The organism is Streptomyces spiramenti, assembly GCF_012034385.1.
Lineage (GTDB): Bacteria > Actinomycetota > Actinomycetes > Streptomycetales > Streptomycetaceae > Streptomyces > Streptomyces spiramenti.
Map to the genome: position 1 here is coordinate 1 of NZ_JAAVJB010000139.1, position 13,618 is coordinate 13,618.

14 protein-coding genes, 1 pseudogene and 1 riboswitch are annotated in these 13,618 nt (G+C 75.5%); of the genes and pseudogenes, 3 read left to right on the forward strand and 12 right to left on the reverse strand.

Annotation, left to right across the window (positions count from 1 at the left end; translation table 11 throughout):
* Nucleotides 1–58: 58 nt before the first annotated feature.
* Complete coding sequence (locus HCJ92_RS16070) at nt 59–499, reverse strand: AsnC family transcriptional regulator (protein ID WP_167934287.1); 441 nt, start codon at nt 497–499, stop codon at nt 59–61.
* A 198-nt stretch (nt 500–697) separates the two neighbouring features.
* Here HCJ92_RS16070 and HCJ92_RS24390 point away from each other — a divergent pair, with 198 nt between their 5' ends.
* Nucleotides 698–1,144, forward strand: a complete 447-nt coding sequence (locus HCJ92_RS24390; protein ID WP_209311196.1) for a hypothetical protein — start codon at nt 698–700, stop codon at nt 1,142–1,144.
* 50 nt (nt 1,145–1,194) lie between these two features.
* On the opposite strand, the gene HCJ92_RS16080 is transcribed toward HCJ92_RS24390, so the two are convergent.
* Complete coding sequence (locus HCJ92_RS16080) at nt 1,195–2,370, reverse strand: acyl-CoA dehydrogenase family protein (RefSeq protein ID WP_167934288.1); 1,176 nt, start codon at nt 2,368–2,370, stop codon at nt 1,195–1,197.
* 200 nt (nt 2,371–2,570) lie between these two features.
* Nucleotides 2,571–3,881 (reverse strand): C39 family peptidase, encoded by a 1,311-nt coding sequence (locus tag HCJ92_RS25635; RefSeq protein ID WP_167934289.1) that lies wholly within the window; start codon nt 3,879–3,881, stop codon nt 2,571–2,573.
* A gap of 151 nt (nt 3,882–4,032) precedes the next feature.
* On the opposite strand from HCJ92_RS25635, the gene HCJ92_RS16090 reads away from it, so the two are divergent.
* Nucleotides 4,033–4,647, forward strand: a complete 615-nt coding sequence (locus tag HCJ92_RS16090) for a uridine kinase family protein (RefSeq protein WP_167934290.1) — start codon at nt 4,033–4,035, stop codon at nt 4,645–4,647.
* Between the two features lie 46 nt (nt 4,648–4,693).
* Entirely contained in the window at nt 4,694–6,508 is a 1,815-nt protein-coding gene (locus tag HCJ92_RS16095) for an AAA family ATPase (protein WP_167934291.1), read from the forward strand.
* Between the two features lie 40 nt (nt 6,509–6,548).
* Here HCJ92_RS16095 and HCJ92_RS16100 read toward each other — a convergent pair whose 3' ends face one another.
* The 9 genes and pseudogenes from HCJ92_RS16100 to HCJ92_RS16140 all read right to left on the reverse strand — a co-directional run.
* Nucleotides 6,549–7,061: a PH domain-containing protein gene (locus HCJ92_RS16100; RefSeq protein WP_338054207.1), complete on the reverse strand. Its 513-nt coding sequence runs from the start codon at nt 7,059–7,061 to the stop codon at nt 6,549–6,551.
* 43 nt (nt 7,062–7,104) lie between these two features.
* Nucleotides 7,105–7,950 (reverse strand): ATP phosphoribosyltransferase, encoded by an 846-nt coding sequence (hisG, locus tag HCJ92_RS16105; RefSeq protein WP_167934292.1) that lies wholly within the window; start codon nt 7,948–7,950, stop codon nt 7,105–7,107.
* A gap of 121 nt (nt 7,951–8,071) precedes the next feature.
* The gene (locus HCJ92_RS16110; RefSeq protein ID WP_167934293.1) at nt 8,072–8,344 is read right to left on the reverse strand and encodes a phosphoribosyl-ATP diphosphatase; all 273 of its coding nucleotides are present in this window, start codon (nt 8,342–8,344) and stop codon (nt 8,072–8,074) included.
* Nucleotides 8,345–8,384: 40 nt separating this feature from the next.
* Nucleotides 8,385–8,870, reverse strand: a complete 486-nt coding sequence (gene ribH / locus HCJ92_RS16115; protein WP_167934294.1) for a 6,7-dimethyl-8-ribityllumazine synthase — start codon at nt 8,868–8,870, stop codon at nt 8,385–8,387.
* Between the two features lie 66 nt (nt 8,871–8,936).
* Nucleotides 8,937–10,385: a GTP cyclohydrolase II gene (ribA, locus tag HCJ92_RS16120; protein WP_167934295.1), complete on the reverse strand. Its 1,449-nt coding sequence runs from the start codon at nt 10,383–10,385 to the stop codon at nt 8,937–8,939.
* Nucleotides 10,382–11,041, reverse strand: a complete 660-nt coding sequence (locus HCJ92_RS16125) for a nicotinamide mononucleotide transporter (protein WP_167934296.1) — start codon at nt 11,039–11,041, stop codon at nt 10,382–10,384. Before HCJ92_RS16125 ends, ribA begins: the two co-directional genes overlap by 4 nt.
* Nucleotides 11,038–11,724: a riboflavin synthase gene (locus HCJ92_RS16130; protein ID WP_167934297.1), complete on the reverse strand. Its 687-nt coding sequence runs from the start codon at nt 11,722–11,724 to the stop codon at nt 11,038–11,040. The genes HCJ92_RS16125 and HCJ92_RS16130 overlap by 4 nt, the downstream gene beginning before the upstream one ends.
* A gap of 3 nt (nt 11,725–11,727) precedes the next feature.
* Entirely contained in the window at nt 11,728–12,825 is a 1,098-nt protein-coding gene (ribD, locus tag HCJ92_RS16135; RefSeq protein WP_167934299.1) for a bifunctional diaminohydroxyphosphoribosylaminopyrimidine deaminase/5-amino-6-(5-phosphoribosylamino)uracil reductase RibD, read from the reverse strand.
* 179 nt (nt 12,826–13,004) lie between these two features.
* Nucleotides 13,005–13,135, reverse strand: a riboswitch (FMN riboswitch).
* 184 nt (nt 13,136–13,319) lie between these two features.
* Nucleotides 13,320–13,618, reverse strand: a pseudogene (locus HCJ92_RS16140) (ROK family transcriptional regulator); the annotation flags it as partial.

Below are 13,618 nucleotides of genomic sequence, written 5' to 3' on the forward strand. Positions count from 1 at the left end.
CGTGGTGGCCCCGGGAGGCGACGAGGAAGAGCAGCTCGGGCGCGGCGGGGCGGCGCGGTCAGACGCGGGGCGGGCGGGCCTCGTACGGCGTGGACAGCACGACGGTGGTCCGGGTGGAGACCCCGGCGAGGCTGCGGACCCGGGCAAGCAGGTCCTCCAACTCGGTGGGGGCCCCGACGCGGACCTTGAGGATGTAGTTCTCGTCCCCCGCCACGCTGTGGCACGCCTCGATCTCCGGGACGCCCGCCAGACGCTCGGCGATGTCGTCGGGAGCGCTGGGGTCGAAGGGCTTCACCGAGATGAAGGCGGTCAGCGGGAGCCCCACGGCCTCGGGGTCCACGATGGCGGCGTAGCCGCGGATGACCCCCCGCTGCTCCAGGCGGCGCACCCGTTGGTGCACCGCCGAGGTGGACAAGCCGGTGGCCCTGCCCAGGTCGGTGTAGCTCATCCGCCCGTCGGTGACGAGCAGTTCCACGATGCGCCGGTCGAGTTCCTCCACAACGGGTCAACCTAGCGCCCCGCGCGCCGGGCGGACACCGCATCGGGCCCGGGTCCGGCAAGCGGAACACCACAATGTGACGAAGGACACATCCCGCCGCGCCGAGTGTCGTTGCACAGAGTGGTTAACCGGACGGTGCCATGGGCATTGCTTGGTGTGGCCGTCGGCCCACCGTTCCGTCCTACGGGGGAATGCCCTATGCGCAACGTGAAGCAACTCCACTCCACCGGGTCCGGGGACCGGTTCCCGGAGGCAGACGCAGCTCCCGGCCCCTGGCCGGACGAGGCCGCGGACGCCGAGGACGGGGTGGACCACCCGGTGGTCGTGCGGCGGGCGTGCCCCAGCTGCGCGCAGCCGGTCGCCGTGAGCCCCGGGGAGACCGAACTCCCCGCGCACGCGGTCTGCTCGACCCCGTGGAACCCCTTCGGCTCGACCGTCTGCGACGGCTCGGGCCGACCGGTGCCCGCCGCCGTGCCGGTGATGGAGCCCACCGGGGTCGTCGACACCGCGACACTGGCGCTGCCCGCCGGTCTCGACTGGCGCAGCCAGCCGTTCTCGCACGCCGTGCGGGTCGCCCCCCGGGAGGCGGCCCCCGTAGCGGCCCCGCCGCGCCAGGTGCGCCGTCAGGTGGACCGGGCGGCCTGAGCCGCCGCGGTCCCGTCGGGCGCGGGATTCGCGCCGCGCCCGACGGCGGGTCAGGAACCTGCGGGACCGGCCAGGTGACGGGCGATCACCAGTCGCTGGATCTGGTTGGTCCCCTCCACGATCTGCATGACCTTCGCCTCCCGCATGTATCGCTCGGCCGGGAAGTCCGCGGTGTACCCGTACCCGCCCATGAGCTGGACCGCGTCGGTGGTCACGCGCATCGCGGCGTCCGTGCAGAAGAGCTTGGCCATGGCGGCCTGCGCCGAGAACGGCTCGCCCGCGTCACGGAGCCGGGCGGCCGACAGGTACAGCGCGCGCCCCGCCTCGATCTGCGTCGCGAGGTCGGCGAGCTGGAACCGCAGTCCCTGGAAGTCGGTGAGCGGGCGGCCGAACTGTCGGCGGCCGGAGGTGAAGGCGAGCGCCTCGTCCAGCGCCGCCTGCGCGAGTCCGACGGCACAGGCCGCGATGCCCAGCCGGCCCGAGTCGAGCGCCGCGAGGGCGACGGAGAACCCCTGCCCCTCCTCGCCCACCAGGTTGGCCGCGGGCACCCGCACCCCGTCCAGATGAAGCTGTGCGGTCGGTGATCCCCCCATGCCCATCTTGCGTTCGGGCGCGGCGGCGGAGAGCCCCTCCGCGTCGCCTGGGACGAGGAAGGCGCTGATCCCGCGCGGCCCGTCGACCCCGGTGCGGGCCAGCACGGTGCAGAAGTCGGCGATCCCGCCATGGGTGATCCATGCCTTGGTCCCGGTCAGGACCCACTCCCCGCCCTCGCGCACCGCGCGGGTCCGCAGCGCGGCGGCGTCGGAACCGGAGGCCGCCTCCGAGAGGCAGTACGCCCCGAGCAGCCCGCCGCCGAGCATCGCGGGCAGATGTTCCGCGCGCTGCTCCTCCGTGCCGAACTCGGCCACCGCGTGGCAGGCGAGGGTGTGCACGCTGATCCCCAGGCCGACGGTGAGCCGTGCCGCCGCCAGCTCCTCCAGGACCTGGAGGTAGACCTCGTAGGGCTGACCGCCCCCGCCGAGCTCCTCCGGGTAGGGCAGACCGAGCAGTCCGGTCTCGGAGAGCGTCCGGAACAACTGACGGGGGAACCGCGAGGCGGCCTCCTCCTCCGCCGCCGGAGGCCGGACCTCCTTGGCCGCGATCTCACGGACGAGACCGAGCAGTTGGCGGGCTTCCTCACTCGGAAGCGTGCGCCTCACCGGCGCTGGTTCCAGGACGGGGTCCATCTCGCTCTTCCTCCCTGTCGTGCTCTGCGACGGCGCACGACCGGGTGTGGCGGCGCCGCGGGTCCGGGCGGTCCGGCCACCGGTTCGCGGCGGCCGTGACCTGCGGGCCCGGCGTCTGGAGTATGCCTGACCGGACCGCACTTGAGCACCGTCCGGCACTGCCTTCCTCGGCCCGTGCCGTGCCGCGGGCCCGGCGCAGGTCACCCCACGCCGACCCGCGCGAGCGCGCGGAGCCGGCGCGCGTCGGCCTCCTCCGGCCACAGCACGTAGCAGATGCCGCCGCTCCCGGTCCCCGCGCTCCCGTCCGCGCGGCGCCTGGTGGTCCGGAGCCACACCGTCTCGAACGCCCGGCGGGGGTAGACCCTCCGGACGGTCCCGCGGCTCCTGCCGGCCGGGTCGTGGGCGACCACGTCGCCGTCGGCGGTGAAGCCGGAGAGGACCATGAGATGGCCCGCGGTCGCGTACCCGGCACCGGGCAGCTCTCCCTCCTCGAAGGACTGGGAGGTGATCAGCGGCAGCCCGGCGGCGAGGAGGCCCTCAGCGGCGGTCAGCGACTCCAACCTGGTGACCACCGCGTTCATGTCCCGGTACGAGGCCGCGTGGGCAGTGTTGAACGGCCAGTTGCCGCACCCGCCCCAGCGGTGGTCGAAGGTGCGGCGCGCGGCATGGCACACGTCGGGGTCGTCGTGGCCGGGTTCCACCCACGCCAGTGCCGAGCGCTCCGGATGCCGGCCGAACGCCGCGAGCACCATGCGCAGCGAGGCCGGGGAGCACCAGGCTGCGCCCCCGCCGTTGTAGTGGGGGTAGCGGCCCTCGTGGGCGTACTGCGAGAGCGGCGGTACGGCCAGCTCCACGCCGCTCGCCTCGCCCGGCGGCGAGGGGGGCGGCGCGTCCCGGTCGGGCACGGCGGAGGCCATCACGGCGAGTCGCCGCACCGCGGGGGCGGCGCGCGCCCCGGGGCGGCGGCACAGGGTGAGCCGGACCCGGAAGGCGGTGAGCCGCACCCCGCCTGCTGCCGCGTCGGCCCGCACGGCGAGGGTGTCGGTGTCCATGGCGGTGGCGTCGTCGCGGGCGGGTTCCGCGGAGGCCGGTGCGATGTCCTCGTCCGTGGCGGCCCAGTCGGCCACGGGGTACCAGGGGGTGCGGGGGCCGTCCGAGCGCGTCGCCCGTACCTCCACCCGCACCCAGCAGCCGCGCGGCACGTCGGCGTTCCAGGAGACCACCAGTTCCGTCGCGGGGACGGTGAGGCGCTGCTCGGGCGAGGTCCAGCGGGCGCTCCGCCAGCGCTGCTCCGCGCCGCGGGCGTCGCGCCGCTCCAGGGTCGAGGACGGCCGCCCCGGTACCAGCGCGGCACGCGGGCCGGTGCGCGCGGTGGTGCCCTCGTGCACGCCCTCGGACCACCCGGCGGCCCCCTTCGTGACGTGCAGCTCCACGACCGACGGCGTCGGCGCGGACACGGCCGCAGTCGCGGGGGCGGGCGGAGTCGCGGGGGCGGGCTGGGCGTCGGACACGGTGGCTCCCTGCTGGTCGTCGGGCCGGAACGCGGCGTCCGGCGGGACGTCCGGCCCGCGCTTCACCCGCCCGGACCCAGTGTGCGGCCCGGGCCCCGGGCCGCGCGAGAGCACCGGGCGGACGGACGCACCCCACCCGTACGCTGGACGGATGCCCACCGCCCACCTCTCCCCCGCCGCCGGCCCCCCTCCCGAGACCGACCCCGGGATCGCGGAACTCGCCCGTCTCGCCGCCGCCGCCGTGCCGGCGCTCGGCGGGGTCAGGCTGATCGGGATCGACGGCCACGCCGGATCGGGCAAGTCGACGCTGGCCGACGCCCTCGCGGCGCGACTCGGTGGCGCCCCCGTGATCCGCTCCGACGACCTCGCCGACCACGACCACCTCTTCGCGTGGACGGGACGGCTGACCGAGGAGGTGCTGGCGCCGCTGCGGGGCGGGCGGCCGGCCCGCTTCCGCGCGTACGACTGGGAACGCCGCACCGGGGGCGCGTGGCGCCGGGTGCGGCCGGCTCCGGTGGTGCTGCTGGAGGGGGTCGGTGCCGGCCGGCGGGCGCTGCGGCCCTCGCTGTCGCTGCTGCTCTGGCTGGACGTCGACCGGGCGATGGCCTGGGAACGCGGCCGACGGCGCGACGGCCCCGCGCAGGAACGATTCTGGGACGGATGGCGGCCCGCCGAGGACGGCCACTTCCGTGACGATCCGTCACGGGACGCAGCCGATATCCTGGTTGTCCCGCAGTATGACGGGTATGTGGTCCGCCGCCGGTGACGGTCGCGCACCGACAGCAGACGCTACGACCCGTTCGGGGGACTCGATGACACCTGGCGGCCCGGAGGCTCGGCAGCGGAGCGCCGCCGCCGATCTCGCCTGGCTGCGGGGGGTGGACGCCTATGCGGCCGGGGCGTACGCCGACGCGGAGGACGGGTTCCGCGCGGCGGTGCGCGAGGACCCGGGCATGGCCGACGCCTGGCTGGGGCTGCACGCGCTGCGGGTGGAGGTGGCCGAGGCGCTGGGCATGATGTTCGAGCACCGGGACCGCTTCGGGCAGCAACGTGCCGAGCACGGCCGCCCGCTGTCGTCCTGGTACTGGCTGGGCTGGTGGGTGCAGCCGGTCCTGGAGTCGCCCCGCGACCTGCTGCTCGCCCACGCCTCGCAGTTGCTGGACGCGCGGCGGCTTCCCGACCTGGACGCCGCGATACGGCGCTGCCCGCCGCCCGGGGACGACAGCCGCAGCCGGTTCCTGCACGGCTGCCGCGCCTACCTCGCCAAGGACTGGGAGGCGCTGTTCCGGCACACCACCACGCTGCTGGACGACCCACTGCTGGGGGTGGAGGCGTCGCTGTTCGCCGGTATGGCCCGCGTGCGGCTGGGGATGTACGGCCAGGCGGAGCCGGTGCTGGCCACCGCCCTTGCCCGGTGCCGCAGCGAGCAGCCGCAGCGCAAGGAGCTCCGCTACTGGCTCGCCCGGGCGCGCGAGGGAAGCGGGCGGACCGCGGCGGCCATCCCGCTGTACCGGGCGGTGCAGCGGCCCGACCCTGCTTTCCTGGACACCGCCGCCCGCCTGCTGGCGCTCGCCGAGGAGGAGCCCGAGTGGTCGGCGCCGCCGGACGACGGCGACCCGGCCGGGTGGTCCCCGCCCGCCGGAGCGCAGCGGCGTCGGACCTCCGACCCCGCCCGCCCGGCCGAGGCGGGTGGGCCCGCCGGGGCGCCGCCCGGAGGGGGTGGGCACGGCGCAGAGCCCACCGCGCTGACGCGGGCGCTGGCGGAGCTGGAGGACATGGTCGGCCTGGAGCCGGTGAAGGAGCACGTGCAGTCGCTGTCGGCGCAGCTGCGGATGGCGCGGCTGCGCTCGGGCCAGGGGCTGCCCGCCCGCACCCCGCAGCGGCACCTGGTCTTCTCCGGACCGGCCGGGACCGGGAAGACCACCGTGGCCCGGATCGTCGCCCGGGTCCTGCACGCTCTCGGCGCCGTCGAGCACGACCGGTTGGTGGAGGCCCATCGGGCGGACCTCGTGGGCGAGTACCTGGGCCAGACGGCAGTCAAGACGGACCGGCTGGTCGACTCCGCCGTCGGGGGTGTGCTCTTCGTCGACGAGGCCCACGGGCTCGCGCACTCCGGGTACGCCCAGGGCGACGCGTACGGGGACGAGGCGCTCCAGGTCCTGCTGAAGCGCGCGGAGGACAGCCGGGAACGCCTGGTGGTGATACTCGCGGGCCACCCCGAGGGGATGCGGCGGCTGTTCGGCACCAACCCGGCGCTGGCGTCCCGGTTCCCCGCGCGGGTGGACTTCCCCACCTACGGGCCACCGGAGCTGGCCGCCATCGCCGAGCGGGCGGCGCGGCTCGGGGGCGACCACTGGGACGCGGAGGCGTGGGAGGAGCTGCGGTCGGTCTGCGAGCACGTCGCCGAACGCGGCTGGACGGACGAACTGGGCAACGGCCGGTTCGTCCGCGAACTCTACGAGGCCAGCTGCGCGTTCCGGGACGTGCGGCTGGCGGCGCTGCCCTCTGCGCCGGAGCGGTCGGAGCTGACGACGCTGCGGCTGCCGGACCTGATGCGCGCCTACGGCGAGGTGATCGGGGGCCGCGGCAGCGAGCGGGCCGACGACAGGGAACTGCCCCCGGGGTGAGCCCCGGGGGCAGTCGTGGTCGGCCGGCGGCAGCCGCCGGTCAGCCCCGGTCGGGTGCGGCGTGGGCCTCGACGAGATCGCGCAGCGCACGCGCCCGGTGCACCGCCGCCTCCCGGCCGGCGGCCGGCTGGATCGCCATGACGGGCAGCGCGGTGCCGTCGTGGAGGTCGAGCGACGCCCAGGAGTCGCCGTCGCGGAGGTTGACCCGCACCACCTGTGCCCACTCCAGCCGGCGGACCGAGGTCAGGTTGACGACGGTGAGCCCCTGGTCGGTGGCGGTGACACGGGGACGGCTCAACAGTGCCAGCACCGCCCAGATCAGCAGGCCGGCGAGGCAGAACGCCGCCTGCTCGCCGACGGAGTGCCGTACCGGGCCCTCGCTCGGCAGCGCGAACCCGATCGCGGTGAGAGTCACGAACGCCAGGGCGCCGAGGGTCATCAGCACCGCGACGGTCGCCGTGGGGCGGTAGGTGACGGGGAGCGCGGGCAGCGCGGCGGGCGGGTCGTCGGGCGCGGGGGCGGTTCCGGCCCCGGTGGGGTGGGAGGTGTTCACCGGTGGTCCTTCGTCGCGGGTGCGGCAGGTGCGGCGGGCGCGGTCACAGCCGGCAGGCGTGGATCTGCGTGGTCAGGATGGCGCGGGCGCCGAGATCGTAGAGGCCGTCCATGACGCGCTGCGCCTCCCGGGTGGGGACCATCGAGCGGACGGCGGCCCAGCCCCGGTCGTGGAGCGGGGAGACGGTCGGGGACTCCAGGCCGGGGGTGAGGGCGATGGCCTCCTCGACCAGCTCGGCCCGGATGTCGTAGTCCATCATCACGTAGCGGCGGGCGACCAGGACACCCTGGAGGCGACGCAGGAACTGCGCCACCCGCGGGTCCTCGGCGTCGCCCCTGCGCCGGATCACCACGGCCTCCGACTCCAGCACGGGTTCGCCGACGACCTCCAGGCCGGCGTTGCGCAGGGTGGTGCCGGTCTCGACCACGTCGGCGATGACGTCGGCGACGCCCAGCTTGATGGCGGTCTCGACCGCGCCGTCGAGGTGGACCACCGACGCCTGCACCCCCTTGCGCTCCAGGTAGGGCGCGACCACGCCGTCGAAGGAGGTGGCGACGGTGAGTCCGCCGAACTCGGTGACGTCCCGCGGCCCGCCGGGGCGCGTGGCGAACCGCAGCGTCGAGGCCGCGAAGCCCAGCTGCAGGATCTCCTCGGCGTCGGCGGTGGAGTCGACGAGCAGGTCGCGCCCGGTCAGCCCCACGTCGAGCTTGCCCGACCCGACGTAGACGGCGATGTCGCGCGGGCGCAGGAAGAAGAACTCGACGTTGTTCTCGGAGTCGAGCAGCACGAGTTCCCGGCGGTCCATCCGCTGGCGGTAGCCGGCCTCATGGAGCATCGCCACCGCCGGCTCGGAGAGAGCACCTTTGTTGGGGACGGCGATGCGCAGCATGGTGTGGCTTCCTTCTGTGCGGACGTTCGGGGCGGCGGTGCGGGGGTGGTGCGTGGATGCCGGCCGCGGGCTGCCCGGGCCGGCGCGGGACGGCCGGCGGCTCGGGACGAGCGGCCGGCCGTCACAGATGGGAGTAGACGTCCTCCAGCGAGATGCCGCGCGCCACCATCATCACCTGGAGGTGGTACAGCAGCTGGGAGATCTCCTCGGCCGTGCGGTCGGCGCCCTCGTGCTCGGCGGCCATCCACACCTCGGCGGCCTCCTCGACCACCTTCTTGCCGATGGTGTGAACGCCCGCCGCGACCAGCTCCGCGGTGCGCGAGGTCTCGGGGTCGCCGGTGGCCGCCTTGCGGCTGAGCTCGGTGAAGAGCTCCTCGAATGTCTTGTTCGCCATGGTGGCCCCTAGCCTACGCGGGGGCCACCGGCGCCCGTCGTCAGTGCCGGAGTTCGGACAGCCCCCGCAGGGTGGCCGCCGTCGCGACGGCGGCGGTGACCGCCTCGTGGCCTTTGTCCTCGGCCGATCCGGGCAGTCCGGCACGGTCCAGCGCCTGCTGCTCGGTGTCGCAGGTGAGCACACCGAACCCGACCGGCACCCCGGTGTCGACACTGACCCGGGTGAGGCCCTCGGTCACGCCCTGGCACACGTAGTCGAAGTGCGGCGTGCCGCCCCGGATCACGACGCCGAGTGCCACGACGGCGTCATGGCCGCGGTCGGCGAGCACGCGGGCCGCCACGGGGAGTTCGAAGCTGCCCGGGACCCGCACCAGCGTGGGGTCCGCGACGCCGAGCTCACGCAGGGCCCGCAGGGCGCCGTCGACGAGGCCGTCCATCACGGTGCTGTGCCACTGCGCCGCGACGACCGCGACCCGCAGCCCGCTGTGCTCGGGGACCTCGACCTCGGGTGCGCCTTTACCGCTCACGTTTCTCTCCTCGGTGTTCTGCGCCGCGCGTGGCCGCGCGGTGTCGGTCGATGGGGGGGCGACGCCTCAGTGACCGGCGGCGCCGGCCGGGGCGTCGAGCCACGGCAGGTCGTGGCCCATGCGGTCGCGCTTGGCCCGCAGGTAGCGCAGGTTGTGCCGGCCGGCGCCCGCGGTGGAGTGGACCCGGGCGAGGACCCGCAGCCCGTGGTCGCCGAGAGCGTCGGACTTCCCCGGGTTGTTGGTGAGCAACCGCAGGGAACGGACGCCGAGTTCGGCGAGGATCGCGGCGGCGGCGGAGTAGTCGCGGGCGTCGGCGGGCAGTCCCAGCTCCAGGTTGGCGTCGAGGGTGTCCCGGCCGCGTTCCTGCAACTGGTAGGCCCGGAGCTTCGCGGTCAGGCCGATACCGCGCCCCTCGTGGCCCCGCAGGTAGACCAGGACGCCGCGCCCCTCGTCGCGGATGCGGTCCAGGGCGTCGCGGAGCTGCGGTCCGCAGTCGCAGCGCAGCGAGCCGAGGACGTCGCCGGTCAGGCATTCCGAGTGGACCCGCACCAGGACGTCCTCGCCGTCGCCGATCTCTCCGGCGACGACGGCGATGTGCTCGACGCCGTCGGCGGCCCGGTAGCCGTAGGCCCGCAGATCGCCGTGGGAGGTGGGGAGCGCGGTCTCCCCCTCGCGCAGCAGCGGGACGGCGGCGGTGGCGCCCGTGTGGGCGGGCGGACCCGGCACCGCACCGGGCAGCGGCCGGGTCCCGGTAGCCGCCGTACCGGGGGGCGCCGTACCGGGGGGCGCCGTACCGGGGGACGTCCCGGTCTCCGCCGGTCCGGCGCCCGGCGCCGGGTCGGCGGTGGTCGCCGGGTCGGCGGGCGCCGCGGCGAGGGCGAGCGCGAGGTCCTCGATCGAGATCACCGTCAGGCCGTGGCGGCGGGCGAACGGGATGAGCTGGGGCAGGCGCAGCATGACGCCGTCCTCACCCGCGATCTCCACGATCGCCGCCGCCGGGCGCAGCCCCGCGAGCCGCGCGAGTTCCACGCCCGCCTCGGTGTGGCCCGGTCGTTCCCGGACGCCGCCGTCCCGGGCGCGCAGGGGGAAGACGTGGCCGGGCCGGGTGAAGTCGCCGGGCGATGCACCCGGGTCCGCCAGCAGCCGGATGGTGGCGGCGCGGTCGGCGGCGGAGATTCCGGTGGTGACCCCGTGGGCCGCGGTGGCGTCCACCGAGACGGTGAAGGCGGTCCCCATGCTGTCGGTGTTGTCGGGGACCATCTGCGGGAGTCGGAGTCGGTCGAGGTCCTCCCCCGCCATCGGCACGCAGATCAGCCCGCGGCACTGCGCCATCATGAAGGCGACGGTCTCGGTGGTGATCGTCTCGGCCGCGGCGACCAGATCGCCCTCGTTCTCCCGGTCCGCGTCGTCGACGACCACCACGGGCCGGCCCGCGACGAGGTCGGCGACGGCACGGTCGACGGGGTCGAGGGTCTCGCCTGCCCGGGTGGCGGGGCGGGCGCCAGGAGTGCTCATACGGGTGCTCCTTCGGATAGGGGCCGGACGGTGGCCCGGGTCCGGGTCCGCAGCCACCAGGCGCGCAGCCCCCAGAGGACCAGGACGAAGTAGAGGACGTAGACCAGGCCCGAGAAGGCCAGGCCGCTGCTGAAGGCCAGCGGGACGCCCACGATGTCCACCAGCAGCCATGCGAACCAGAACTCCACCAGCCCGCGGGCCTGGGCGATCATCGCGACGAGCGTGCCGACGAAGATGTAGGCGTCCGGCCAGGGGTTCCAGGAGAGGTGCGGCCAGAGGGTGAAGACGCCGCCGACCGCGGCGGTGCCGCCGGCGGCGAGCGCCAGCAGCACCCCCCGCTCCTTCCAGGTGGCGAACCGCACCTCGATCTGGCCGTCGCCCGAGTCGCGCCCGCTGCGGCGCCACTGCTGCCAGCCCCAGGCGGCGACGAGGATCACCAGGAGCTGCTTGCCCACTCCGCCGGACAGCTGGGCGGAGGCGTAGGCGAAGACCAGGATGAGCCCCGAGAGCAGCTGGACCGGCCAGGTCCACACCGAACGCCGCCATCCCAGGGCGAGGGCCGCGAGCCCGCAGAGGTTGCCGACCATGTCCGACCACATGATGGTCTGGCCCAGCGCCTCGAAGGCGGTGGAGTTGAGCGTGTCGAGGAGGGTCACGGCGCCGGCTCCCCACTCGTCGGCGGGGTCGGCGCGCCGGGGACGGCCGTCAGCCAGGGCGCGGGGGCGCCCGGGGAGCCGTCGACGCCGTGCGTGCCGTGGGTGAGCAGTCGTTCGACGTACTTGGCGAGCACGTCGACCTCCAGGTTGACGGTCTCCCCGGGCTGTCGCAGCCCCAGGGTGGTGAGGTCGAGGGTGGCGGGGATGAGGCTCACGGTGAAGGAATCGGCCGCCGCCTCGACGACGGTGAGGCTGACGCCGTCCACGGTGATCGACCCCTTCTCCACCACGTAGCGGGCGAGGACCGACGGCAGCGAGACGCGCACCACCTCCCACAGGTCGCCCGGCTCGCGGTGGGTCACGACGCCGGTGCCGTCGACGTGGCCCTGGACGAGGTGGCCGCCGAGCCGGCCCCCCAGCGCCATCGGGCGCTCCAGGTTGACGCGCGCGCCGGGGCGGAGCGCGCCGAAGCCGGTGCGGCGCAGCGTCTCGGCCATGACGTCCGCGGTGAACTCGCCGCCGCCGTGCTCGACCACGGTCAGGCAGACACCGTTGACGGCGATCGAGTCGCCGTGCCCGGCGTCCGCGGTGACGACCGGGCCGCGCAGGCGGAAGCGGCGGGAGTCGCCGTGCTCCTCGACGGCGACGACCTCACCCAGTTCTTCGACGATTCCGGTGAACACGTGTCAGGGCCCTTCGGTGGTGGGGGTGCCCGCGGGGCGGGGCACGGCGGTGACGCGCAGGTCGGGGCCGACGCGTGCGACGTCGGTGATCTCCAGCCGCACCGCGGCCGAGACGGTGGCGACGCCGGCGTCGTTGAGCAGGGGGGCTCCGGCGCCCAGCAGGGCAGGGGCGAGGTAGCCGACGACCCGGTCGACCAGTCCGGCGGCGAGCAGCGCGCCGGCGAGGGTGGGCCCGCCCTCCAGCAGGACGGACCGGACGCCCCTGCGGTGCAGTTCCGCCAGGATCGCGCCGGGATCGAGGCCCCGGCCGTCGGCGGCCCGGGGCAGGCGGACGACGTCGGCGCTCCCCTCGATCGCCGCGGTGCGGCCGGCGGGCAGGTCGGCGGCGACGGCGACCAGGGTGCGCGCCGCGTCGTCCAGCACCCGGGCACCCGGACGGACCGCGGCGGCCTCGGTGTCCACCGCGACCCGCAGCGGCTGCACGGCGTCCGCGACGCCGCGGACCGCGAGGTGCGGGTCGTCGGCGCGCAGGGTGCCCGACCCCACGAGGACGGCGTCCGCCTCGTGGCGCAGCCGGTGGACCTCGGCGCGGGACTCCGCGGAGGTGATCCAGCGGCTGCTGCCGTCGGCGGCGGCGACCCGGCCGTCGAGGGTGGCACCGTACTTCCAGGTGACGGCCGGTCGGCCGCGGCGGGCCGCGGTGAGCCAGGCGTGGTTGACGTTCTCGGCCTCCGGCCCGAGGAGCCCGCCGGTGACGTCGATCCCGGCGCGGCGGAGCGTGGCCGCCCCGCCGGCGGCTCGGGCGGTGGGGTCCGGGACGGCGTAGACGACCCGGGCGACGCCGGCAGCCAGCAGCGCACCGCTGCACGGACCGGTGCGGCCGGTGTGGTCGCAGGGTTCGAGGGTGACGACGGCAGTGCCGCCCCGGGCACGGTCCCCGGCCAGGGAGAGCGCCTCGACCTCGGCGTGCGGGCCGCCGGCGCGGCGGTGCCATCCCTCTCCGACGGTCCGGCCGTCAGGGGCGAGTACGACGCAGCCGACCACGGGGTTCGGGCTGGTGTGTCCCAGGCCGCGGGAGGCGAGCTCCAGTGCGCGGCGCATGGCGCGGCGCTCGGCGTCGTCGGCTGGTGCGGCCACCGGTTCTCCTGCCTGTCGGGCAAGACGTCCGGGGCGCTGGGAGAAACGGACGGCGACCGACGACGGCAATGGGAGCGCGCTGCCTCGTCCCGGGGTTCACCCGGGACGCGGGCGGTGCGCGGCACACAGCCGTGCCGGTTCCGCCGCGCACTGCCTCCCATCCGGACTCTCACCGTCGGTCCAGGAGTTTCACCTGGTCAACCGGCCACTGGAGGTGGCCGGGTCGCGGACTGTAACCGCCGGCTCGGAATTTCACCGACCCCGGAGTGCGCTTGCGTCACTGATACGGGACCAGTCTGCCACGGCCGACCACGGAGCGGCGGGGGAAGCGGCAGAGCTGTGTCGTGGGTCACGCCCCGGGTGGGCGCGGGTGGCGCAGCCGGGCACCGACTCGCACCACCGCCGCGCCGATCCTCCGCGGGCGACCACGGCCGCGGCGGTCGGCGCCCGACCACAGCTCAGGCGGGCGGACGGATGCCCGGAACGAACAAGGCGTCGCGCGCGGCGTCCAGCGCGGTCAACAGCGCCCCGCTGAGCACCGCACCACCGCCGGATCGCGCCGCCCGCACCTCGGTGACCAGCGGCGACAGCGTCGCCAGTCGTACTTCGACGCGGCGGGCCAACCCGCGGCCACCGGCACGGCCCGTCTCGCCCCCCAGGACCACGCAGCCGGGGTCCAGCACGGCGGCGACGGTCGCGACGGCGAGGGCGACCCGCTCGGCGAGCGCAGCGAGGAACGCCTCGGCGGCCTCGGGCG